At 63.7% G+C, this 22,921-nt stretch carries 23 protein-coding genes; 11 read left to right on the top strand and 12 right to left on the bottom strand.

The window, feature by feature from the left end:
* Together YH62_RS17680 and YH62_RS17675 are read right to left on the bottom strand one after the other, a co-directional pair.
* Nucleotides 1-406 (bottom strand): DUF2076 domain-containing protein (locus tag YH62_RS17680; RefSeq protein WP_046795526.1); only part of this gene is annotated, 406 nt, incomplete at its 3' end.
* 138 nt (nt 407-544) lie between these two features.
* Nucleotides 545-946 (bottom strand): GFA family protein, encoded by a 402-nt coding sequence (locus tag YH62_RS17675; RefSeq protein ID WP_046795525.1) that lies wholly within the window; start codon nt 944-946, stop codon nt 545-547.
* A 286-nt stretch (nt 947-1,232) separates the two neighbouring features.
* Between YH62_RS17675 and YH62_RS17670 the strand changes: the two genes are divergently transcribed.
* The 6 genes from YH62_RS17670 (at nt 1,233) to leuA (ending at nt 6,971) form a co-directional block, all read left to right on the top strand.
* Nucleotides 1,233-1,817: an ATP-dependent Clp protease proteolytic subunit gene (locus YH62_RS17670; protein WP_046795601.1), complete on the top strand. Its 585-nt coding sequence runs from the start codon at nt 1,233-1,235 to the stop codon at nt 1,815-1,817.
* 257 nt (nt 1,818-2,074) lie between these two features.
* Nucleotides 2,075-3,127 carry a GH25 family lysozyme gene (locus tag YH62_RS17665; protein WP_046795524.1) on the top strand — a complete coding sequence of 351 codons (1,053 nt, stop codon included), beginning with the start codon at nt 2,075-2,077 and terminating at the stop codon, nt 3,125-3,127.
* A 116-nt stretch (nt 3,128-3,243) separates the two neighbouring features.
* Entirely contained in the window at nt 3,244-4,422 is a 1,179-nt protein-coding gene (locus YH62_RS17660; RefSeq protein ID WP_046795523.1) for a benzoate/H(+) symporter BenE family transporter, read from the top strand.
* 38 nt (nt 4,423-4,460) lie between these two features.
* Nucleotides 4,461-4,733: a BrnT family toxin gene (locus YH62_RS17655; RefSeq protein ID WP_046795522.1), complete on the top strand. Its 273-nt coding sequence runs from the start codon at nt 4,461-4,463 to the stop codon at nt 4,731-4,733.
* Nucleotides 4,711-4,947, top strand: coding sequence for a hypothetical protein (locus YH62_RS17650; RefSeq protein ID WP_046795521.1), 237 nt, complete (start codon nt 4,711-4,713; stop codon nt 4,945-4,947). The genes YH62_RS17655 and YH62_RS17650 overlap by 23 nt, the downstream gene beginning before the upstream one ends.
* Nucleotides 4,948-5,258: 311 nt before the next feature.
* A complete protein-coding gene (leuA, locus tag YH62_RS17645) occupies nt 5,259-6,971 on the top strand; it encodes a 2-isopropylmalate synthase (protein WP_046795520.1) in 1,713 nt (570 codons plus the stop codon).
* Nucleotides 6,972-6,983: 12 nt separating this feature from the next.
* Here leuA and YH62_RS17640 read toward each other — a convergent pair whose 3' ends face one another.
* Nucleotides 6,984-7,373, bottom strand: a complete 390-nt coding sequence (locus YH62_RS17640; protein WP_046795519.1) for a helix-turn-helix domain-containing protein — start codon at nt 7,371-7,373, stop codon at nt 6,984-6,986.
* A 96-nt stretch (nt 7,374-7,469) separates the two neighbouring features.
* Here YH62_RS17640 and YH62_RS17635 point away from each other — a divergent pair, with 96 nt between their 5' ends.
* Complete coding sequence (locus YH62_RS17635; protein ID WP_046795518.1) at nt 7,470-8,417, top strand: zinc-binding dehydrogenase; 948 nt, start codon at nt 7,470-7,472, stop codon at nt 8,415-8,417.
* Here the strand turns inward: YH62_RS17635 and YH62_RS17630 are convergent.
* The 3 genes from YH62_RS17630 to YH62_RS17620 form a co-directional block, all read right to left on the bottom strand.
* Nucleotides 8,414-9,244 (bottom strand): anti-sigma factor, encoded by an 831-nt coding sequence (locus YH62_RS17630; RefSeq protein ID WP_046795517.1) that lies wholly within the window; start codon nt 9,242-9,244, stop codon nt 8,414-8,416. The two genes, YH62_RS17635 and YH62_RS17630, sit on opposite strands and share 4 nt — an antisense overlap.
* Nucleotides 9,244-9,720 (bottom strand): RNA polymerase sigma factor, encoded by a 477-nt coding sequence (locus YH62_RS17625; RefSeq protein ID WP_046795516.1) that lies wholly within the window; start codon nt 9,718-9,720, stop codon nt 9,244-9,246. Before YH62_RS17625 ends, YH62_RS17630 begins: the two co-directional genes overlap by 1 nt.
* Nucleotides 9,721-9,837: 117 nt before the next feature.
* The gene (locus YH62_RS17620) at nt 9,838-10,791 is read right to left on the bottom strand and encodes a metallophosphoesterase (RefSeq protein ID WP_046795600.1); all 954 of its coding nucleotides are present in this window, start codon (nt 10,789-10,791) and stop codon (nt 9,838-9,840) included.
* A gap of 66 nt (nt 10,792-10,857) precedes the next feature.
* Between YH62_RS17620 and YH62_RS17615 the strand changes: the two genes are divergently transcribed.
* Nucleotides 10,858-11,346 (top strand): NUDIX domain-containing protein, encoded by a 489-nt coding sequence (locus YH62_RS17615; protein ID WP_046795515.1) that lies wholly within the window; start codon nt 10,858-10,860, stop codon nt 11,344-11,346.
* 15 nt (nt 11,347-11,361) lie between these two features.
* Here the strand turns inward: YH62_RS17615 and YH62_RS17610 are convergent, their stop codons facing one another.
* Nucleotides 11,362-12,351 (bottom strand): glutathione S-transferase family protein, encoded by a 990-nt coding sequence (locus tag YH62_RS17610; RefSeq protein WP_046795514.1) that lies wholly within the window; start codon nt 12,349-12,351, stop codon nt 11,362-11,364.
* 265 nt (nt 12,352-12,616) lie between these two features.
* On the opposite strand from YH62_RS17610, the gene YH62_RS17605 reads away from it, so the two are divergent.
* Nucleotides 12,617-13,117, top strand: coding sequence for an N-acetyltransferase (locus tag YH62_RS17605; protein WP_046795599.1), 501 nt, complete (start codon nt 12,617-12,619; stop codon nt 13,115-13,117).
* A 73-nt stretch (nt 13,118-13,190) separates the two neighbouring features.
* Nucleotides 13,191-14,504: an MFS transporter gene (locus tag YH62_RS17600; protein WP_046795513.1), complete on the top strand. Its 1,314-nt coding sequence runs from the start codon at nt 13,191-13,193 to the stop codon at nt 14,502-14,504.
* 55 nt (nt 14,505-14,559) lie between these two features.
* Here YH62_RS17600 and YH62_RS17595 read toward each other — a convergent pair whose 3' ends face one another.
* Nucleotides 14,560-15,534: an MBL fold metallo-hydrolase gene (locus YH62_RS17595; RefSeq protein ID WP_046795512.1), complete on the bottom strand. Its 975-nt coding sequence runs from the start codon at nt 15,532-15,534 to the stop codon at nt 14,560-14,562.
* A gap of 88 nt (nt 15,535-15,622) precedes the next feature.
* Between YH62_RS17595 and YH62_RS17590 the strand changes: the two genes are divergently transcribed.
* Nucleotides 15,623-16,600: a LysR family transcriptional regulator gene (locus YH62_RS17590; RefSeq protein ID WP_046795598.1), complete on the top strand. Its 978-nt coding sequence runs from the start codon at nt 15,623-15,625 to the stop codon at nt 16,598-16,600.
* 5 nt (nt 16,601-16,605) lie between these two features.
* Here YH62_RS17590 and YH62_RS17585 read toward each other — a convergent pair whose 3' ends face one another.
* From YH62_RS17585 to YH62_RS17570, 4 genes are all read right to left on the bottom strand, one after another.
* Nucleotides 16,606-17,028, bottom strand: coding sequence for a GNAT family N-acetyltransferase (locus YH62_RS17585; protein WP_046795511.1), 423 nt, complete (start codon nt 17,026-17,028; stop codon nt 16,606-16,608).
* 65 nt (nt 17,029-17,093) lie between these two features.
* The gene (locus tag YH62_RS17580) at nt 17,094-19,160 is read right to left on the bottom strand and encodes a membrane protein (RefSeq protein ID WP_046795510.1); all 2,067 of its coding nucleotides are present in this window, start codon (nt 19,158-19,160) and stop codon (nt 17,094-17,096) included.
* 13 nt (nt 19,161-19,173) lie between these two features.
* Nucleotides 19,174-21,990, bottom strand: a complete 2,817-nt coding sequence (locus YH62_RS17575) for a DUF4159 domain-containing protein (RefSeq protein WP_046795509.1) — start codon at nt 21,988-21,990, stop codon at nt 19,174-19,176.
* Nucleotides 21,990-22,907 carry a DUF58 domain-containing protein gene (locus YH62_RS17570; RefSeq protein ID WP_046795508.1) on the bottom strand — a complete coding sequence of 306 codons (918 nt, stop codon included), beginning with the start codon at nt 22,905-22,907 and terminating at the stop codon, nt 21,990-21,992. The genes YH62_RS17575 and YH62_RS17570 overlap by 1 nt, the downstream gene beginning before the upstream one ends.
* Between the last annotated feature and the right edge of the window lie 14 nt (nt 22,908-22,921).

Raw genomic sequence — 22,921 nt, 5'->3', positions numbered from 1 at the left:
GGGCTATGGGCTGGGGCTGGCGGTAGGCGTTCTCCTGTTCGCGACTGGAACGGAGGTCCTGGCGGGAGCTGCTGTCCCAGGGGCCCGGCTGGGGAACGGAATCGCGCGGCTGGCTGGAGCCGAAGATGGAGCTTAAGAAACCGCCGCCCTGTTCGGCGCGGTGGTGCTCGCTATCCTGGGCCTCGATCTGGCGAATGCGCTCCTCGAGCTCCTTGATATGGTTTGCCGCGGCTTCGAGCCCCTTTTCCTGCACGATGACGGCCTGAGCCAGATAATAGGCGGCATAGGGCTGTTCGCAGGTCGCCTGATCGATCAGGCTTTCGGCCTGCGCGTCGCGGGGCGTGGCGGCGGCGGTGCGGATGCGGTCAAAAAGCGAGGTGAGGAGCTGGCGTTCTTCCGGTGACATTGTTGCCTCCTTGAGGGCGTTGCCATGGTCAAGGAGGTAGGCGGCAATTCCGGCATTTCAAAGCTGGGCTCCCTTACATTTTGGTAAGCTTGCGCAGCACCAAAGCACTTCGGCCCAACGCGGACAGGTAGCGCGCTGTTAAAACCAAAGATCGCGCACGCAGCGCCCTTTGGAAGGAAGGTCGTCGAAACTGTCCAAGCCGTCGAAATGATCGATGGGCAGATCCTGAACGAGGTCTGGCGGTGCAAGCCGCAGGTTTACAGCCATGCGGCGGCGGCCATCCGCTTGAAGCCGCAAACCGCGCCAGCTCAATACACAGGCGCAGGTTGGGCAGAACAGTATCTCGAGAGAGGATTTGTCCCTGCCGGCGCGGGTGTAGGAGGCGGTCTCGCCTCTGATCGCGATACGTTCTCCTTCGTAATCATAGGCCCACAGAGCGCCGTAGCGCCGGCAGAGCGTGCAGTTGCACGCGGTGATCGAGCCGGGATCACCTTTGAGCGTCCAGCCTGTTTTGCCGCAATGACATGAGCCCGTCAGCATGAGCGTAGGTTCGATCCTGCCCAATCGTCAACGACGGCATCCTGCCCCAATCACGCGATGACCGCAATTGCGCAAAATCGATGTCATTGCCCGCCTCAAACGCTGGTGGCATTGCCGCCGAATTCCGCATTCCGGCAATGAGAGATTCGGCGGCGCGGGGTCCGGCCACCGCGTCATTCACCTTACTCTAAGGAAGCTGCGGGCTTGGCTATCGCGCTCCATTGTTTTACGGCTGAGAAGGCATTATGTCCCGTACATGATTTCCATGCAGGAGACGCTGACCGTGATGAACGACGAGAACGAAGACGACAAGACGAAGGAACTGCCGCTCGGCAAGGAAACGGAGGCGAACCTTTTCAAGTCGCGTTCGATCTTCATCTATGGCCCGATCACGCAGGAACTGGCGCAGAAGGTCAATACGCAACTGGTGGCGCTTGCCGCCGCCAGCGACGACGACATCCGAATCTATGTGAACTCGCCGGGCGGGCACGTGGAATCGGGCGATTCGGTCCACGACATGGTGAAGTTCATCAAGCCGAAGGTGTGGATGATCGGCACGGGCTGGGTCGCTTCCGCCGGTGCGCTGATCTATGTCGCAGCTCCCAAGGAGCGCCGCATCGCCCTGCCGAACACGCGCTTCCTCTTGCACCAACCCTCCGGCGGCACGCGCGGCATGGCGTCCGACATCGAGATCCAGGCCCGCGAGATCATCAAGATGAACGAGCGGCTGAACCGGATCTTCGCGGAAGCTACCGGCCAGCCGATCGAGAAGATCACCAAGGACACCGATCGCGACTACTGGCTCTCGGCCGAAGAGGCCAAGGAATACGGCCTGGTTTCGCGGATCGTGAAATCGCAGGCGGAAATCTGAGCTTATTCTAAGCCTCCATGAGAAACGCCGCCGGAAAACCCGGCGGCGTTTTCGATTCTTGTCTTTCTCGAAAAATGATCTCGTCTCGACGTTTGCCCGGCCGCCGCTGCGACTGTTTCATTGCGGTGACGGCGCATCATTTTCGAACGTAAAGATTGGATTCAGCATTTCTTGGTAATTTCCCGTTAGCAATTCCTCATGGCGGTCCCCGACGACTCGGGGTTCCATAACTCGGTTTGTCTTGCGTACGGGGTCTCATGCGTTCATCGGCTGTGCCAGCACTTCTTCTCGCTTGCCTGACCCTTTCGGGCTGCTCCTCCAGTTCCGGCCCGGAAAGCCTGATGGTCGGTCTGCCGTCGCGGGAAGTGACCAATTCCACGACGCCCGTCGCGCCTGTTCCTGTTGCCGACGTGGGGGAGAGGATGGCGATCGCAAGCCCGCCCGCACCGGTGAGCCCGCCGGCGCAGGAAGTTGCAGCACTTGCCGGACCGATCCCCGAGCCGCAGGCCTTCGCGCCGATGCCGACCACGGTCGGCATGCCGGTGCCGATCGAAAGGCCGGTCGCATTCCTGGCGCCTGAAAATCCGACGGCCGAGCGCGGGCCGCGCAGCCGCGCGCAGGTCTACCGTCATCGCTTCCGTGACGCCAAGCCGATCAATTTCGGCCGCGTCACGCCGAAGGACTATGCCGTGCACGGCGTCGATGTCTCGCGCTGGCAGGGTGAGATCGATTGGGTGAAGCTCCGGACACAGGGCGCCAACTTCGCCTATATCAAGGCGACCGATGGCGGCGACCACCTCGACCCGATGTTCAAGACGAACTGGCGGCGGGCCAAGGAGGCCGGCCTCAAGCGCGGTGCCTATCACTTCTTCTACTGGTGCCGTGTGGCCAGCGAGCAGGCCGAATGGTTCATCCGCAACGTTCCGCGGGATCCGGACGCGCTGCCGCCCGTCATCGACGTGGAGTGGAACGGCGACTCGAGCTGCAAGAGGCGTCCGTCCCGCGAGCGGGTTCTGGAAAAGATGCAGGTCTTCATGGACATGCTGGAGAAGCATTACGGCAAGCGTCCGGTCATCTACACCGCGCCGGATTTCTACAAGGACAACCTGCAGGGCGCATTCACCAACTATCCCTTCTGGCTGCGCGCGGTCGCCCAGCATCCCTCTAAGGTCTATCCGGGCCGCAAGTGGCTGTTCTGGCAGTATTCCGGGTCCGGCCTTTCGCACGGCGTGGACGGCAAGATCGATCTCAACGTCTTCAACGGCAGCGAGGAAAACTGGCACCGCTGGCTGGGACGGGTCACGAGCTGAGGTAAGCCAAACGGCCACTGAACCGAGACCCGTACGCTTTTCGTCCGAACCCGGCTTGTGTTTGCCGGTGGGCTGAGGCTCCATGCGGTTTTCGCACCGTCCCCGAGTCCCGCCGCATGCTCAAAGATTTTTCCGTTCCGGCCCTGATGATGGGGCTTTTGACCGCTTTCGTCGGCTTCATCAGTTCGTTTGCCGTCATCATGCAGGGGCTTTCCGCCATGGGGGCGACGCCGGGTGAAATCGCCTCGGCGTTGCTGGCGCTTTCGGTCGCCATGGGCGTTCTGGCGATCGGCTTCTCGTTCTGGCACCGCATGCCGATCAGCATCGCCTGGTCGACGCCCGGGGCGGCCCTGCTTTCGGGTATCGGGGCAATCCAGGGCGGCTTTCCGGCGGCTGTCGGCGCTTTCGTGCTTTGCGGTGTGCTCATCGCGCTTTCCGGCCTGTTTCGGCCGCTCGGGCGGGCGATTCAGCTCATTCCCGCGCCGCTTGCCAATGCGATGCTCGCCGGCATCCTGCTTGGCCTCTGCCTCGCGCCGGTGAAGGCGGTTGCTTTTAACGCGGCGCTCGGCCTGCCGATCGTTCTCACCTGGATGGTCGTTTCCGCATGGAAGCGGCTCTGGGCCGTGCCGGCGGCACTCGGGGCTTTCGTGCTCGTGCTTCTCTTCGGCGTGGACCTGCCGGAGGATGCGCTGGCCCAGGTGGGGGCGGCGATCCATCCGGAACTCATCGCAGTGACGCCCACCTTCACCTGGCACGGCTTTATTTCGGTCGCCGTGCCGCTCTTCATCGTCACCATGGCCTCGCAGAACATTCCGGGCATCGCGGTCCTGAAGGTGCACCACTACCAGCCCGCACCCGGTCCGCTGTTTGCCGGAACGGGTATCTTCTCGATCATCTGCGGTATTTTCGGCGGCGTGCCGGTCAACATGGCGGCGATCACGGCGGCAATGTGCGCCGGGGAGGACGCCCATCCCGATCCGGCGCGGCGCTATTGGGCGGCCGTGATCGCCGGCTTCGGGTATATCGTGTTCGGGCTGATGGCGGGTGGGCTTATCGCTTTCGTCTCGCTGTCGCCGCCTATCCTGCTGCAGGCGGTTGCGGGGCTTGCGCTGATCGCGGCATTCTCGAATTCCGCCTTCGCCGCCTATCGCGAACCGCACACGCGCGAGGCGGCGGCGATCACCTTCCTGGTGACGGCGTCGGGAACTTCCTTCGCGGGCATTTCCGGCGCCTTCTGGGGGCTTGTCGCGGGCGGAGTGGTGATGGCGTTGCAGCGCCTGGTCAGACATGCTTGAATGATTGGAAATGGTATAGTTTTTATCCTATATTAGCGATGCTATTCGAATTCGATCCGGCCAAGAGCGCTACCAACAAGGACAAACACGGCATTGATTTCGTGGAAGCGCAGGCGTTGTGGGCGGATGAGAAATTATTTGTCATGCCAGCTCGCGACGCAGAGGAGCCGCGTTTCATGGCGATAGGAAAGATCGACAACAAGTTTTGGTCCGCCATCTGCGTTTCTCGCGGCCAAGGAATCAGAATTATTTCGGTTCGGCGATCACGCATGCTCGAGGTAGAGGTCTATGAAAGCCAGCAAGCTCGATGAAATCTTCGACAAGGGCGAAGAAGACGTCCTTGAATATTTCGATGTCTCCAAGGGGTTTCGTCCGAATCTCGAACCCAAGCGGGTCAATATCGATTTTCCGACCTGGGTGGTGAACGGGCTCGACCAGGAGGCGCAACGCCTCGGAGTTACCAGACAGGCGCTGGTGAAAATGTGGATCGCCGAGCGGCTCGAAGCCGGCCGTCAAGGCAAATAGCCCACTTGCCAACCCCTGTCGTCTGCAGCTATACATCCCGCCATGACCATGACAGGCGCAATCATGTCCGACCGTCAGCCGACCTGCCGCACCGCGGCCGGGGCGCCGGTTCTTGCGCTTTCCTCGCTTCTTAGCCTCGACCTTACGCGCGGTTGCCGGGTCCGTTGAGGAGCGCCCGGCGGCCGAAAGCCCTGCCGGCGTAAGTGCTCCTCTCACGAACATTCAAGACCGATAGAGAAAAGACCGCGTAAGGTCCGCATCGATCATGCCGATCCCCTGGATGGCACGATGCGTGAAGAGAGACGAAGACAATGGACGCCAAGACCTATTCCCCCAAGCGCGGCATGCCGCAGGCCGCGATGAAATACCGGCCCTATCCGCAGATCGACATTGCGGACCGCACCTGGCCTTTGAAGACCATCACCAAGGCGCCGATCTGGTGTTCGGTGGACTTGCGCGACGGCAACCAATCGCTGGTCAACCCGATGGGGCACGACCGCAAGGCGCGCATGTTCAAGCTGCTGCTCGACATGGGCTTCAAGGAAATCGAAATCGGTTTCCCGTCGGCCTCGCAGACCGACTTCGACTTCGCCCGCTGGTGCGTGGAGGAAGGCGGCGTGCCGGAGGATGTCTCCATGCAGGTGCTGGTGCAGTGCCGGCCGGAGCTGATTACCCGCACCTTCGAATCCTTGGAAGGCGCCCACAAGCCGATCATCCATTTCTATAATTCCACCAGCGAATTGCAGCGCCGCGTGGTGTTCGCCAAGGACGTCAACGGCATCAAGCAGATCGCAGTCGATGCCGCGAAGATGATCACCGATATGGCGGCGAAGGCGGGCGGCGGTTACCGCTTCCAGTATTCGCCGGAAAGCTTCACCGGCACTGAACTCGACGTGGCCTTGGATATCTGCAATGCCGTGATCGACGTGGTGAAGCCGACCGCCGACAACAAGTTCATCATCAACCTGCCGTCTACCGTCGAGATGGCAACGCCGAACATTTATGCCGACCAGATCGAGTGGATGTGCCGCCAGATCGACAATCGCGAAAACATCATCATCTCGCTGCATCCGCATAACGACCGGGGCACGGGGATCGCCGCGACCGAACTCGGCCTGATGGCGGGCGCCGACCGTGTGGAGGGAACGCTCTTCGGCAATGGCGAGCGCACCGGCAATGTGGATGTGGTGACGCTGGCTCTCAACATGTACACGCAGGGCGTCGATCCGGAGCTGGATTGCTCCGATATCGAGCGCATCAAGGCGGTCTACGAATATTCCAACGAAATGGTCATCCCGGAACGCCATCCTTACGTGGGAGAGCTGGTCTATACCGCCTTCTCGGGCTCGCATCAGGATGCGATCAACAAGGGCATGAAGGCGATCAAGGTCGCCAACCATCCGGTGTGGGAAGTGCCTTACCTGCCGATCGACCCGCAGGACGTCGGTCGTTCCTACGAGGCGATCATCCGCATCAACTCGCAGTCGGGCAAGGGCGGCATCGCCTATATCCTGCAGGCCGATTACGGCATCAACCTGCCGCGCAACCTGCAGGTGGAATTCCGCGAAGACATTCAACGCATCACCGACGAAGAGGGCAAGGAGCTTCCCTCGAAGCGCATCCATGAGAGCTTCATGGAGCGTTACGTGGAACAGCCCGGCGCGCGGCTGAAATTCATCGACCACCATACCTATCCGGCCGGCTCGGACCAGAAGGGCGTGCGCATCGTGGCGGCCGAGATCACCGATCGTGGTGAGACGAAGCGGATCGAGGGCAAGGGAACAGGGCCGATCGACGGCTTCATCAACGCGCTCTCGACCTATCTGGGAATCGACCTCTCGGTTGCCGATTACTCCGAGCATTCGCTGCAGCACGGCTCGAACGCCTCGGCCATCGCCTATGTGGAGATGGAACATCCGGGAGGCAAGCTGTTCGGCGCCGGCATCAACACGAATATCGTGGCGGCTTCGCTGGAGGCGATCGTGTCGGCCGCGAACCGCGTGCTTGAAGAGCGCAAGGGCTGATCGGGGCCGAGTTCAGGCCGCGGCGGCCTTGGCCTCACGCGGCCTGACGATGCAATCGAGAAGCGCGCCGCTTTCGCCGCGCGCTTCCGCATGGTGCTGGCCCCATTGGCAGAGCGCGTAGAGAATGGGTTCCAGGCCGAGACCGAGTTCCGTGGCGCTGTATTCAACACGCGCCGGCACTTCCGCGAAGACTTCGCGACGGATGAGCCCATGCTCCTCCATTTCCCGTAACTGCTGGATCAGCACTTTCTGGGTGATGCCGGGCACCATGCGCTGGAGCTCGGAGAGGCGCTTGGGTCCGGAAAAGGCGTGATAGAGGATGACCGGTTTCCAGCGGCCGGAAATCACCTTCAATGCCCGCTCGATGGGCAGTTTCGGCAGGTTCTTCAAAAGGGCTGCCATGGTCACCTCCTGGTGGGTAGGGCGCAAAAGAGTGTGTATCCCGGCGGCCCCGCGCGCTGCTAAGCCGCCCTCGTCTTTCCATAGATGAGGTTTCCGATGAAGGTCGTCCAGTTCTCCCGTTTCGGTTCTCCCGAAGTTCTCGAAGTCATCGAAGTGCCGAAGCCCGCGCCCGCACGCGGCGAAGTGCTGATCCGGGTGATGGCGGCGGGCGTGAATTTCTTCGAGGTGCTGATGCGGGCCGACCGCTATGCGGTGACGCCCTCGCTGCCCATGGTGTCAGGTGTCGAGGTCGCCGGTGTCGTCGAGGCAGCGGGCGAGGGAGCCGAACCTCTCATCGGCGCGCGCGTCGCGGTGCCGCTCTTTGCGATTGGGCGGGGCTCGGGCGGCTATGCGGAATATATCATCGCCGATGCCGGCTCGCTTGCGCGACTGCCGGAAGGGCTCTCCTTCGAGACGGCAGTTGCATTGATGGTGCAGGGACTAACGGCGCTGCATCTCGTGCGGCAGAATCCGCCCGCTGGAAAGACCGTGCTCGTCACGGCGGCGGGTGGAGGCGTCGGCTCGCTGCTTGTCCAGCTCCTGAAGCAGGCCGGAGCGGCCAAGGTCATCGCGGCAGCCGGAAGCCAGCAAAAGCGAGCGCTCGCGCTTTCGCTCGGCGTGGATCGGGCCATCGGGTATGAGATGAGCGGTATCGAAGCCGATATCGTCTTCGATCTGGCCGGTGGTGAGCTGACGCGGGACCTTATCGATGCCCTGAAGCCCGGCGGTCGGTTGGTGCTGGCTGCGATGGGGCGTTTCGGCCTGGAGCCGGCGGATATCAGCCGGATGCTGGAAGCGAACCAGTCCCTGCAAGGATTTTCCCTGCTGCCGCTGATCGGCGAGACATTATGGAGCGATCTGGCCGAGCTTTTCGATCGGGCGCATTGCGGCGAACTCAAGGTGATCTCAGGCGCGCGATTTTCTCTCGCCGAGGCGGCGCAAGCCCATGGTGCGCTCGAAAGCCGCGCCACCGTGGGAAAGATCGTTCTGGCACCATGGGGTTAGATCAGCCCCGCAGCCTTGGCGGCGATCTCGTCCAGCGAAGGATTGGAGGACGGGCCGACGATGGCGTAGGTCGCGAGCGGTGTCGACCAGGATACCACACCGATATCGTCGCGGATGCTCTCGGTGGCAGGATTGACGGTCGGCCGGGACTTGGTGAAGACGATGGCGATCACCTCGCCCTCCGCGCTTTTGTAGAACAATTGTCCGGCCGGAATTCCGGCTGCGGAGAACAGCCGCGCTCCCTGGAAGGCGAGCCCGCTTTCCCCGAGATCGGGAATGCGGAAGGCGACGCCGGTATTGGTCGTCAGCCAATCCAGGATATCGGCGGGTTTCCCGGCGGGAAGCTCGGCCAGATGGGGGCCCTGTCTGGAATAGAGCCGGTAATGGGCGGCGACATCCTCCAGCCAGTCGCGGTTTTCCGAAACGGATGCCAGCGCGTCGGGCGAGGGGGCGGCAAGCGGCGGCGCACCGAGCATGTAGCCAAAGGCGCCGCCGACCACGAAGAGGAGGAGGCCGCAGGCAAGCGCCTGTCTGCCGGTCGGCTTCATCGAAAAATTGGGGCGCGACGCCTGCGGCAGCCGCACCGCCCGGCGCGGCTGGGGAGCCGTCTTGATCGCACGCACCAGATCGAGCGGCACGGGCTCCTTCAGCATTTCATCGAAGGCGTGGCGCCCGAAATCGCGGCCTCGCTTCAACGCGTCCTGGCTGGCTCGCGCCTGCGGATCGTTGACGAGCAGCGCCTCGACCTCATGCCGCTCTTCCTCGCCGATCTCCCCGTCGATGAAGGTGGAGAGGCGGATGTCGATTTCCTTGGAAGTCTCGGTCATCAGGCTCTCCGCTCGGTGGCTTCGACGCCGATGGCTGCCAGCCGCAATCGGGCGGCACAGAGGCGGGAGGTCAGGACACGCACCGGAATGCCGAGAATATCGGCGGCTTCGGCATAGGTGAAGCCTTCCACATCCACGAGAAGGAAGCTGGCGGCGAGTCCTTCCGGCATGCCGACAAGCATGGCTGCGGGCTTGCCGAAGGCATCGTCGCCGGGTTCAGCCGCCGCGTCCCTCATACCCTTGCGCTTCTTCGCCTCATCGGTCCAAAGGCTGCGAACCATGCTGTAGAGCCAGCTCTCGAGCCGGCCTTCGCCCTTCCAGTGATGGCTTTTCTGGATGGCGCGGGCGCAGGCCTCGCGCACCAGATCATCCGCCTCTGCCGCCGCACCGGCGAGCGCCAGCGCAAACCGGCGCATCTTCGGCAGGAGGGCGACGAGATCGCGTCTGATATCATTCGGGGCGGACGGTTGATTCATAAAGTGTCCGGCGTGCTTTCGGAAGGTTGATTGTAGGCGTTGCGGATAGTCCTGTAAGCAGCCAGATATGAATCCAATGTGGCGATTCCGCAAGTTTCAACAAATATTCTTGGGTGGCTAAAGTATTTTTTCCGCTTCCACGGTGGAAAGGGGCGAGAGATTCTCGCCGTAGAACACGTGGCTGTTCTCCAGGGCGACGCCATCGCCCTGCGGCGTGAGGCCGTAACGCTCGCAGACCAGGTTCCATGCGCCGGGCCGGCCCGACAGCGAAAACAGGTTGTAGGCGGCCGGCGGCTTGTGTCCCCCAGGTCCCTGCGAGGCGGAGGCGATGCCCACGACCGGCACCGGGCCATGATGGCTGCGCAGCCAATAGACCGTATTGAGGTGGGTGTGCCCGTGCAGCACGAGCTCGGCGCCACCGGTGGAGATGGCGGCGGCGAAGCGGCGGATGCCGAGCATGCGCTTGTGGGCGGATGTCGCGCCGCGGATCGGCGGATGGTGGATCAGGACGACGCGGAACAAGCCTTCCTCGCCGGCCTTTCTCAGCAGGTTCACTGTTTCGCGCGCCTGCCTCTGCCCGAAATAGCCGGAGGCGGAAAACGGCGGGGTGGCATTGGAGGTGGAGCAGCCGATGATGGCGAGCGGCCCACGCCGGCGGAGCGTCGGGAAGACATGCTCGTCCTTCGGCCACGCGGCCGGGTCGTCGTCGCTCGCGATGAAGGGATACCAGGCCTTGACGGATTTGTCGTGGGCGCCGGGAACATAGGCGTCATGATTGCCGGGAACGACGGTGGTGTGGAGGGGATCGCCGATCGTGTTCAGCCATTCGGCCGAAAGGCGGATCTCGATATCGGTCGCGAGATTGACCAGATCGCCGGTGACGACCAGATGGTCGGGCTCGCGGGTCTTGAGGTCGCTGAGCAGCAGGTCCAGCGTGTTGACGAAAAGGTGCTTGCGCCGCTTTCGGTGCCAGTTCACAAAGCCGGTAATGCGCTTGGAACACAGCTCGCGAAGCGAGAGGCGCGGAAGAGGCCCGAGATGGATATCGGAAATATGGGCGAACTTGAACATGGCGCAGACATAACGCATCGGCGGAGAAATCGTTATCGATTTTGTGGCCTTCTCGCGGAGTTATGAATGAAGGGTGAGGGTGTCCCGGAAATCCGCGGCCTCGGCACGCGCATCGTCGTGTGGCTGCTGCATCGTTTTTTCATTCTCTCGCGCGGCATGACGCTCGGGGTCAGGGCAGCCTGCTTCGACCGCGAGGGGCGCGTCTTTCTCGTGCGCCATTCCTATGTGCCCGGCTGGTACATGCCGGGCGGCGGCGTCGAGCGCAACGAGACGGCGCTTGGCGCGCTTGCCAAGGAATTGCGCGAGGAGGGCAATCTCACGATGATCGGCGAGCCGCAGCTTTTCCACATCTATCACAATCGCAATGCAAGCAGGCGCGACCATGTGCTGTTCTACCGGGTGGAGGTGGAGCAGACCGCGCCGAAGCAGCCCGACAGGGAGATCGTGGCCAGCGGCTTCTTCGTGCTCGACGACCTGCCGGCGGATGTAACGGCAGCGACGCTGCGGCGGCTGAAGGAGTTGAGCGGGGAGGTGGACCGCTCGGATTATTGGTGAGTGGTCGATCCATCACTACGTGGACCTTCCCAATCCTTCCCGCCCATGCGGCGCATCGAGATCGAACGCCGGTCCGGCCGGTACGATGCCGGTCGGATTGATGTTCCGGTGGCTCTGGTAATAATGGTTCCTGATGTGATGCAGGTTGCAGGTCTCGGCCACGCCCGGATGCTGGTAAAGATCCCGCAGGTAACCTGACAGATTAGGATAATCCGCGATGCGGCGGATATTGCACTTGAAATGGCCGACATAGACCGGATCGAAGCGCAGCAGAGTGGTGAAGAGCCGCCAGTCCGCCTCCGTCTGCCGGTCGCCGAACAGGTAGCGGGTTTTCGAAAGGCGGCTTTCCAGCATGTCCAGGGTTTCGAAGAGGCGCGTGACGGCCTCGTCATAGGCCTCCTGCGTGGTCGCGAAGCCCGCCTTGTAGACGCCATTGTTGACCGTGTCGTAGACGACGGCATTGAGTTCGTCGATCTCGGCGCGCAGGTCGGCCGGATAGTAATCGGCGGTCGAGCCGGTCAGGCCGTCGAAGGCGCTGTTGAACATGCGGATGATCTCGGCGCTCTCGTTCGAGACGATGGTTTCCTGCCGCTTGTCCCAGAGCACCGGCACGGTAACACGGCCGGTATAGTCCGGATCGGCCTTCAGGTAGATCCGGTAGAGGAAGTCCGAGCCGTAGAGCTGGTCGCCGGTAGCACCCTCGCGCTGCCGGAATTCCCAGCCGTTCTCCAGCATGAGGTAATCCACCACGGAAAAGGAGACGAGGTCTTCGAGCTTCTTCAGCTTGCGGAAGATCAGCGTGCGGTGAGCCCAGGGGCAGGCATAGGAAACGTAGAGATGATAGCGCCCGGCTTCGGCCTTGAAGCCGCTGTTGCCCGATGGGCCAGGCGAGCCGTCCGCCGTCAGCCAGTTGCGGAACTGCGATTCGGAGCGCTTGAAATGACCCCTGGTTTCCTTGGTGTCGTACCAGACGTCCTGCCATTTTCCATTCACGAGCCTGCCCATGGCGATCTCCGTTTGCTGTAGTTCGAGATACATACGGCAACGGTGCAGGATTGGGAGCCGCGATTTGATGAACGCTGCGTTTTTGCATTGGACGCGGGCGGAATTTCCTGCTAGGTGCCTTTTCGCAAATTTGGGAACATCTCCTCCATGACCGAAGTACGGGCACTGCGACGACGCTGATCTTGCGAACACGACGCTCACGGAAGCGTCGCCGAGATCATTCGTCATGCCCGTCACTTTTCAAGGCTTCGGTCCCTCCATGCAGATGCTCAAGCACGATCTTGTCTACCTCACCGAGGACGCGTCCCATGATGCCGTCATCGAACTCATCAACGCGGAAGCTTTCGGTCCCGGCCGGTTCGCCAAGGCGGCGGCCCGCATCCGCGAGCAGGGGCCGCATGATCGTTCGCTTTCCTTCGTCTGCGCCGACGATGGCGAGACCATCGCCTCGGTGCGGATGACGCCGGTTCATGCCGGCGAGGTGAAGGGGCATCTGCTGGGGCCGCTCGCGGTCCGGCCGTCGCACAAGAACCGAGGCATCGGGCGCGAGCTGGTGCGGATCGCGGTGGAGGCAGCCAGGCGCCATGGGTCGGAAGCGGTGATCCTGGTCGGCGATCCGCCGTATTACATGCCGCTCGGCTTCGAAAAGGTCGCCTACGACGCACTGAAGTTCCCCGGACCGGTTGATCCGGGCAGGGTTCTGGTCGTGCCGATGGCGGAAGGCGTCCACCCGCGACTCAAGGGAACAATCGGCTGGCGCGGATAGGGCAATTCCACTAAGCATCCCATACATGCTACCGCGGGAGCTGAGCGCCTGCGGGCTCAGGGGAGTGGGTGGAATGACGGCAATCACGATGGACGAGGCGCTCGACCGCGCCGGAACGGGTCCCTATCAGCGGCGTCTGATGGGCATATTCGGCCTGGTTTGGGCCGCGGATGCGATGCAGGTGCTGGCGGTCGGCTTTACGGCGGCCTCGATCGCGGCGACCTTCGGGCTTACGGTGCCGCAGGCACTACAGACCGGCACGCTCTTCTTCCTCGGCATGCTCATCGGCGCGATGGGCTTCGGAAAGCTCGCCGATAAGGTGGGACGCCGCCGCGTGCTGATCGTGACGGTTGCCTGCGATGCCGTTTTCGGCCTGCTCTCGGTGTTTGCCCCGGATTTCACCAGCCTTCTCATACTGCGTTTCCTCACCGGGGCTGCCGTCGGCGGCACGCTGCCGGTCGATTATGCGATGATGGCGGAGTTCCTGCCCGCGAAGAACCGCGGCCGCTGGTTGGTGATCCTCGAAGGGTTCTGGGCGGTCGGCACGCTGATCGTGGCGCTCGCCGCCTGGGCTGCCAGCGTCTACGGGGTTGCGGACGCGTGGCGCTATATTTTCGCGGTCACCGCCGTGCCGGCGCTGATCGGGATCGGCTTGCGCTTCCTGGTGCCTGAATCGCCGCTTTACCTGATGCGATCGGGGCGGGAGCCGGAGGCCAAGGCAATCCTCGGCAGGATGCTGGCGATCAACGGCAGGGAGCCGCTTTCCGCCGAGACGAGGCTGGCCACCCAGCCGCAGCCGCGCGACACGGCCATCTTTTCCGGCGAGCTTCGCCGCCGCAGCCTGATGATCCTGGCGATCTGGTTCCTCGTTTCGGTTTCCTATTACGGCGTCTTCACCTGGATGCCGCCGCAGCTTGCGAGCGGCGGGGTCGGTTTCGTGCGCGGCCATGGCTTCCTGGTGCTCGTGGCGCTCGCGCAGCTTCCGGGCTATGCGCTGGCGGCCTATGGTGTGGAGGCGTGGGGCAGGCGGCCGACGCTGATCGGTTTCTGCCTGCTTTCGGCGCTGGGCTGCCTGCTCTTCGTCGTGGCCGGCAATGGCTTCATGGTCGGCGCGGCGCTGCTGATCATGAGCTTCGCGCTGCTCGGCACCTGGGGTGCGCTCTATGCCTATACGCCGGAACTCTACCCGACAGCCTCGCGCGCGACGGGCATGGGTGCGGCAGGCGCGATGGCGCGCCTCGGCGGCCTGCTCGCGCCCTCGCTGGTGGGGCTGGTCGTCGCGCAAGGGATCGGTATCGCGATCGGCCTTTTCGCAGGTCTGCTCGTGGTCGCGGCCATCGCGGCGACGATGATCGATGCGGAGACGAAACAGGCTTCGCTCGCCTGACACGGCCGGGCGGAATTGTCAGGCACCGTCGTGAATGACGGCGCCTGAGCGCCTCTCAGAAGGTCGCGGTATAAAGCACCGGCACCCACTGATAATTGGTTTCATCTCTGCGGACATGTCCGATGCCGGGGAAAGCGTGGTGCGCGCCGGCGACGAGATATTTCTGATCCGCGGCCTCGGCAAAGGCCATGGCGCGCGTCGCGGCCGCCTGCTTCTGATCGACATCGAACTCTATGGTGACCTCCGGCCGATCGAACTGCAGGACATCGCCATGGGCGATATCCCCCCAGAACATGATTTTCTCGCCCTTGCTTCCGACCACGATGGCGCTGTGCCCCGGAGTATGGCCCGCCCGCAGGACGGAGCCGAAGCCCGGAATGGGTGCTGCATTGTCCTCGAAGGTTTCGAACAGGCCGGCCTCGACATAGGGACCGACGCATTGCTCGGCCTGGGCGATCTGCGGCCCCAGCACGGGATCGGCCTTGGCGGCGGCATCGGCCTTCAGCCAGAACTCGGCTTCCCGTCGGTTCACGCGCACCACCGCGTTTTCGAACACGCGCTTTCCGTTCACGGTAAGCCCGCCGGAATGATCGGCATGGATATGGGTCAGGATGACGTCATCGATCTGGGCCGCCTTGTAGCCGGATGCCTCGATGCTGGCGACGAGCTTGCCGAGAACCGGACCCATCAGGGTTCCGGTGCCGGCATCGATGAGGACCAGCCTGTCGCCGGTATTGATCAGATAGGCATTCACCGAGGTTTGCGCCGGGTTTGGCTGGAAATAACCGGCAAGAATGGCTTCGGCCTCGCTCTCCTCGATGTTTTCGTAGAGCTTGGGCAAGGGCAGCGGCACCGTGCCGTCCGAAAGCGCGGTGACTTCGTAGTCGCCGAGCCTCAGCCGATAGTAGCCGGCGGCCTGCCGGCCGACGATCGGCGCCTTGGCGAGTGCGGCGGCGGGCAGGCTGGCGATGGCGCCCGCGGCGAATGCCATGCCGGCGGTATTCTTCAGAAGGGAGCGTCGGGTTTGCATGAAGGACTCCAGGTGCTGGTTGCGGTCTTGGAAACGACCTGGAGCGCACGTATGTATCGGTGTATCAGCAAACAAATCGATGCGGCTCATGACAACTATCGATCATTTCAATCTGCGTTCGTTCGATCTCAATCTTCTCGTCGCATTCGATGCGCTGATGAGCGAGGGAAGCGTTACCAAGGCGGCGCGGCGCCTCAAGATCCAGCAGCCGGCGATGAGCCATTCGCTCTCGACGCTGAGGGTTCTCCTGCAGGACGAATTGTTCATCCGCGTCGGCCAGATCATGCAGCCGACGGCGCGAGCCCACAGCCTTGCGGTTCCTGTGCGCCAGGCGCTGAGGCAGGCGCAACTGGCGCTGACGGGTGGAGAGGCCTTCGATCCCGCAACGGAGGAGCGGACGTTCCGTATCGCGATGTCGCCGGAAGTCGAACTCCTGCTGGTGCCGGACCTGACCGCCCGGCTGCAGCGGCTCGCGCCTGGCATCAAGATACTGGCGCGGGTCTTCCCCGATGACGCGGTGGAACCGTCGCTGGAGGATGGCGGCGCGGACCTGGCCGTGGGGTGTACCTATTCGAGGACGAGCAGGCGTTCATTCGAGACGCTCTACGAGGTCGAGCTTGCGTGCTGCTACAATCCGGCTCTGCTGGCATTGCAAAATCCGCTGGATATGGAAACTTTCCTATCTGTCGAGCATGCGGTGATTTCTCAGAACGAGGCCCTGCAGGGCTGCATCAAGGAGGCCTTGGAAATAGCCGGTCTCGAACTGAATGTGGTTGCCGCAGCACCAGGCTTCATGTCCGTTCTTGCCGCCGCCAAGGCCAGCCCGGTCGTCGCGACCGTCTCCAGACGCATTGCTGACCGTTACGGCCCGCTGCTCGGGCTTGAGGTCAGTCCGGTGCCGGTTTCGCTGACCTTCCCGCCGGTGAGGATGGTCTGGGCGAGCCACACGGACAACGACCCCGCGAATGTGTGGCTGCGTCAGCAGATACGCGACAGTTTTGTCGGCAGCGCTGCGGGTGAAAGTGGGGCCTCCACGCCGCAGGCAGCGGCAGTCGCGATGGCTTAGGCGAACTACCGGAAGCGTTTCGACAGCCATGTCACATGATTGCCCGCCGTGAGGGGGCCGACGTGGCCGGCGATCTCGTAGCCGTATTTCTGATAGGCTTTCACAGCATCGGGGTTCATGCTGTCGATATAAGCGCCGATGCAACCGCGAGCCTGTGCTTCATCCTCGGCCATCCTTAAGAGCCGGCCTGCAATACCCTGACCGCGCATGTTTTCCGGAATGAACAGCATCTGAACATAGAGCCAGCCACGCCCGGTATAGCCAACCAGGCCCCCGATGACTTCGTTGCTGTCATCGTATATCGGGATCGCCAGGTCTCTTCGGTCCCTCTCTCCAAAATTCGCGACATTGTATGCCCTCAGCAGATCAAGGATCGCCTGTTCGTCTTCAGGTGGCAGGCCTTCGAGAAGTCTTAGTTCTTGCGACATGCAATATCCGCTGTGTGGGTCAGGCAACGGATACCAGACTGAACACGCGGCAAAAAGAGGCGGATTTACCGTCCTTCGCGCCACCACATGGCAGCGACGGCGAAGAGCAGCGCCGAGAGACCGGCAAAGCCCGCGAACAACGGCAGGGTATTGATACCCTTGAGCACGGTCTCGTCGGTGAGGCGGATCACCATGCGGTCGGAATCGCTGATGCGAACCTCGCCGCGCACCGGCAAGATATCCGGCAGCGTCACGCCGTCTCCATCTGCCACGCGCGCGACGAGGCCGCGGGTTTTCTGGGCATAGGGCGCAAGCGTTTCGGTGGTGGAAATCATCGCCTTGAATTCGGGCGCGTTGACCGTGCCGACATGAACGAGCGTGGAGAGGTCTCCATTGGTGATTTCGAAGAGGCCGGTTTCCTCCATGCGCCGCTCCAGCCGATACTGGCCGGGAGTGGCTTCCGTCATCGGCACGGTTTCGGTGCGGCCGGAGGGATAACGGATGGTCGCGGGACCGGGATCGTCGCCGATCGTCTGGCGCGTCGCTTCCAGCGTACGGCCGACGGCGCGGGCGGTCAGCGCTTCTTCCTCGAGTTCCGGCTCCTTCATCAGCCAGTGGGCGATGCGGCGATAGAGCGAGACATGCGGTCCGCCGCCCTCGAAGCCGCGCGCCCAGAGCCAGCCCTGATCGGAAAGCAGCATGGCCACGCGGCCTTCACCCTCGCGGTTCAGTACGAGGAGCGGCCGGTCGCCATCGCCCTGCATGACTATCTGCCCCTGCGGGGTACCGACATCGATGGTGCGGAACCAGCGCCCCCATGCGGGCGGGTTCTGGTTCGAGCCGTCGAGACCGCGGGTGACAGGATGCTTCTGCCCCTCCGGTGAAAGATGCGGATAGAAGCCAGCGTTATGAATCTCGCCGGTCGGAGAGGCAGGCAGGACCTGTTCCAGCGGTGTGCTGGCGATCGAATCCTCGCCCGCATGTTCGGGCCCCGCGGCGATCAGCAGCGCGCCGCCGTTCTGCACATACTGGGCGATGTAATCGTAATAGAGGATCGGCAGCACGCCGCGATGCTTGTAGCGATCGAAGATGATGAGGTCGAAATCCTGGATCTTCTCGACGAAGAGCTCGCGGGTCGGGAAGGCGATCAGCGACAGCTCGTTGATCGGCGTGCCATCCTGTTTTTCCGGCGGACGCAGGATGGTGAAATGGACGAGGTCGACGGAGGCGTCGGACTTCAACAGGTTGCGCCAGGCGCGTTCGCCGGCATGCGGCTCGCCAGACACGAGGAGGACGCGCAGGTTCTGGCGGATGCCATCGATGACATGAATGGCGCGGTTGTTGGCGGCCGTCACTTCGCCCGGCAGTTCGGCGACGGAGAATTCCATCACATTGTTGCCGCCGCGCGGCACGGTGAAGGAAAAGGGCGTTTCCGCACCGGGCGCGGCCTGAAGCGTAGCGATCTGCTGGCCGTTCATCCGGATGTTGACTTCGGCCGTGCCGCCGCCGCCACGCCCATCATCGAAGACGCGGAAGGTCAGTTCCTGCTCTTCGCCAACAATGCCGAAACGCGGCGCGCGCACTACTTCGATGCGGCGGTCGAACTCTTCCTCATGGCCGGTGATGAGGCCATGGACAGGCGCGTTGAAGCCGAGGTTCTGATTGATGCCCGGCAGGTCGTGGATCTGGCCGTCCGTCAGGAAGACCGCGCCGCCGATGCGGGCCGGGGGCACGTCGGAAACCGCGGAGGAGAGGGCGGAGAAAAGCCGCGTCGATGGCGTATCGGAATCCGCGTCGTCGGCCACTTCGACGATGCGCGTCTCGATACGCGGGAAGCGGGAGAAGCGCTCCTGCAGGCTGGCGAGTGCCGCGTCGGTCTGGGGCCGCCGCTCCGCCGTCTCCTGGCTCTGGGAGCGGTCGACGATGATCGGCACGATGGTCGAGAGCTGCTCGCGGTCCTCCTGCGCCAGGAAGGGATTGGCGAGTGCGAGCAGCAGGAAGGCGAGCGCCAGCGCGCGCAGCGTCGCGCCGCGCACGCCACGCCAGAAGGCCAGCGCAGCGAGGATCGCGGCAAGCACGGCGAGGCCGGCGAGGATCGACCAGGAGAAGAAGGGGGCGAATTCGAGGGTCATGTCCGCTTCTCCCTCACTGGCCCAGCCGTTCAAGCAGCGCCGGCACGTGCACCTGGTCTGCCTTGTAGTTGCCGGTCAGCATGTACATCATGATGTTGACGCCGGCGCGGTAGGCGTATTCGCGCTGCATTTCGTCCGGCGGCACGGTCGGCAGCACGGCTATGCCTTGGCTATCAACGGCCCAGGCGCCGGCAAGGTCGTTGCCGGTAATGAGGAGCGGCGTCACCCCGTCCCCGGAGGAGGAAAGCTGCGAGCCGGTATTGCGGGCTTCCTGCCGGGCCTCGACCCATAGCGGGCTGCCGGTATAGCGGCCGGGGAAATTGGTGAGCAGATAGAAGGACCGCGTCAGGACATGGTCTTCCGGGGTCGGCTCCAGGGGCGGGATGTCGATATTGGCAAGGATCGCCTGCAGCCGCTCGCCGTTCGGGGTGGTTCCGCCGCCGTCGAGCGCCGAATACTGGTCCCTTGTATCGAAGAGCACGGTTCCGCCGTTGCGCATATAGGCGTCGATGCGCGAGATCGCGGCCTGCGAAGGCATGGGGGCGGAGGCCGAGATCGGCCAGTAGATGATGGGGTAAAAGGAAAGCTCGTCCTGGGCGATATCGAGGCCCACTGGAGCGCCGGGTTCCAGGGTCGTGCGATAGGTGAGGAACTGGTTCAGACCCTCCAGCCCCTGTTCGGAAATGCGGTCCACGTCCGCCTCGCCGGTGACGACATAGGCAAGATGGGTGGTATCGAGACGTTCCAGGATCTGCTCGTCGCCTGGCTTGGCATCCTGCGCGCGGAGCTCGCCGGGCTGGAAGGCGAGGAGGGCGGCAGCAAACGCGACGATCGTCGCCGTCGTACGGCCGGCGCGCGGGACGCGAGGCAACCGCGAGAAGACGCCGTTCATGAAGAGCACGACGATGCTGTCGAGGATGAGCAGAGCGAAGGCCAGCGCGAAGAGGGCAGGGCGAAGCGACAGCGCTTCTCCGCCGATCAAACCTTCGCGAACGACTGGAACGCCGCCCGCCGCCGGATCGAACGGTGAAAGGACCGTGCCCGGAGCAAGCAGGTTGACCGCCGAGAAGCCGTCCTCCGTGCCGTAGAGGCCGGGCGGATGATCGAAGCTCGCGACCGGGGTCTGACCGGCGGAGATGGCGATCGGCCGTGCCGTGCCGGTTTCGGTGGTCAGGATGCCATCCGCATTGAGCAGGCGATAGGGCGGCAAGGTCGCGGCGGCATCCGCCGTTCCGCCGGAGGTCGAAGCGCCGCCGGCGCGCGAGATCTGGACGACCCGGCGCAGCATTTCGACGAAGTTGCCGGAGAGCGGCAGGTTCGACCAGGTCGCCTCGGCGCTGGTGTGGAAGAGCACGATGCGGCCGGCCTCCACATCACGGGTGGTGACGAGCGGGGTGCCGTCGGCAAGGCTTGCCCAGGTCCGTTCCGCAAGGTCTGGCGTCGGCTCGGCAAGGACCTGCCGGGTGACGGTGATATCGGCGGCGCGCGGCATGCCGGCGAAGGGGCCGAACGACGGGAAATCCGCGAGCGGCTGCGGTTCCGACCAGGACATGGCGCCGCCGAGCGCGCGCTCGCCCTGGCGCAGGATGACGGGGACGAGCGGATCGTCCGCCGGGGCTGCGGCCAGCCGCGGGCCGGCGAAACGGATCAGCGTGCCGCCGCGCGAAATCCATTGCTGCAACGGTTCGTAGGTCTCGGCAGGCAGACGGCCGACATCGGCCATGATGATGGCTGACGGATTGCCTTCCAGGATCTGCGGGATGGAGACGGACAGATCGGCGGTATTGGGCTGGATGACATCCGCATAGGGCGAAAGCGCCCGGCTGATATAGTAGAGCGGCTGCAGGAGCGGCTGAAAGTCGCTGCCGCTCTCGCCGGCGAGCAGTGCCACGCGGCGGCGCTTGAAGCCGTCGTCCAGAAGGTGAGCGGAGCCGGCGGTCGCCAGCCCCTCGATGCCGAGGCGGGCAAAATCGTTGCGCAGCTCGAAGGGGGCGTCGATTTCTGCCGTGGCGGGTGCCGGGCCGGCCGAGAATTCGAGCGTACCGGAAGCAAGCGCCCGGCGCTGGGTATCCAGCGCGTTCACGGTAAGGCTCCGCGAGGCTGCGGTGGAGAGCCGGGTTCCCGTGACCGTCATCGCGCCGGCGTTGTTGACGGCGCCGGTAAGGGCAACCGCGCCCTGTCCATCACCCTCTATGACGCGCATTTCCGTGGGCGTCATACCTGCCAGGGCCGACATGGCCTCTTCATCTCCCGCAACGGCGACGCCGTCGGAAAGCAGGACCAGCGTGCCGGGGCGGGTACCGTTCATCGCTCCGCTTATCGCCTCCGCGGTGCGCGCCCTGTCCGGCACGAGCGGCTGCGGCCTTGCCGCGCCGAGCTTGTCGCGGGCGGCGATGGCGCTGCCGGGGGTGGCGTCATGGCTGGTATCGGCGGTGAAGGTGATCGAGACGGGCAGATCGGCGCTTTCGGCGTCGTCGATCAGCGTGCTTGCGGTTTCGACGCGGCGTTCCCAGTCCGTGGCGCTCGCCCAGCCGTTGTCGATGACCAGCACGAGCGGGCCGGAGTCGTTGAGCGAGCCGGCGCGCGGGTTCAGGACCGGATCGGCGATGGCAAGGATGACGGCGGTGGCGAGCAGCATGCGCAGCAGCGTCAGCCACCAGGGGCTCTTGGACGGCGTCTCCTCGCGCTTCAACACGCTCGCCAGGATCTTCAGCGGCGGAAAAACCTCGGTCTTGGGGCGTGGCGGGGTGAGCCGCAGCAGCCACCAGATGAGCGGCAGGGACAGAAGGCCCAGCAGGATGGCCGGATAGGCAAAGGCGAGAGCGCCCATCATCGTCCTCCGATCGGCTTTTGCGCCGGCAAGCCGGAGAGATAGCTATGCACGGCAACCAGGGCTTCGGATGCAAGGTGATCCGTCCGATGGAACACGAAACTCCAACCAAGGTTGCGAAGCGACAGGCCCAAATTTTCACGCCGGGCGAGATAGGCACGCCGATATTCATCCCGGATCGTCTCGGCGCGGCCGGACACAAGCTTCTCGCCGGTCTCCGGGTCGGTGAATTCCGTGCGGCCGTTATACGGGAAAATCTCCTCCGCCGGATCGGCTATCTCGACCAGATGGCCGCGCAGCCCACGGCGGCCGAGCGGTGCGATCCGTTCCATCACCCGGTCTGCATCATCCAGGAAATCGCCGATCAGGACGATATCGCTGTGGCCGCGGATCATGCCGGTTTCGGGAAGCCCGGTCGTCAGCGGCGCGTGGATGATGGCGGTCGCCAGGCGTTCGGCGGCGTTGCGCGCCGAGATCGGCTCCATGATGCCGGGGCAGCCGATCCGCTCGCCGGAGCGGGCGAGGATTTCCGCGAGCGCCAGCATCAGCACCAGCGCCCGGCTTTCCTTGGAGACCGTGCCGAAGGTGGACTTGTACATCATGGAGGGCGACATGTCGGCCCAGAGCCAGATCGTGTGGGCGGCTTCCCATTCTCGGTCGCGGACATAGGTATGGTCGTCGCGGGCGGAGCGACGCCAGTCGATGCGCGACAGGCTCTCGCCCTCGGCATACGGCCGGAACTGCCAGAAATTCTCGCCGATGCCGCGTTTGCGGCGGCCGTGCCAGCCGGCGATCACCGTATTGGCGATGCGCTTGGCCTCCACCATGCAATCGGGCACGAGCACCGCCCGCGCCTGGGCACGGGAAAGGACTTCGCTGCTCGGTGTCTGCTCGACGATCTGGCCGATAGATGCCACGCGCTGTCCTTTCT

The sequence above is a fragment of the Rhizobium sp. LC145 genome (genome assembly GCF_001005825.1).
Lineage (GTDB): Bacteria > Pseudomonadota > Alphaproteobacteria > Rhizobiales > Rhizobiaceae > Neorhizobium.
The sequence above is the reverse complement of the archived record's forward strand: the minus strand, read 5'-3'. Positions and strand labels throughout refer to the sequence as shown.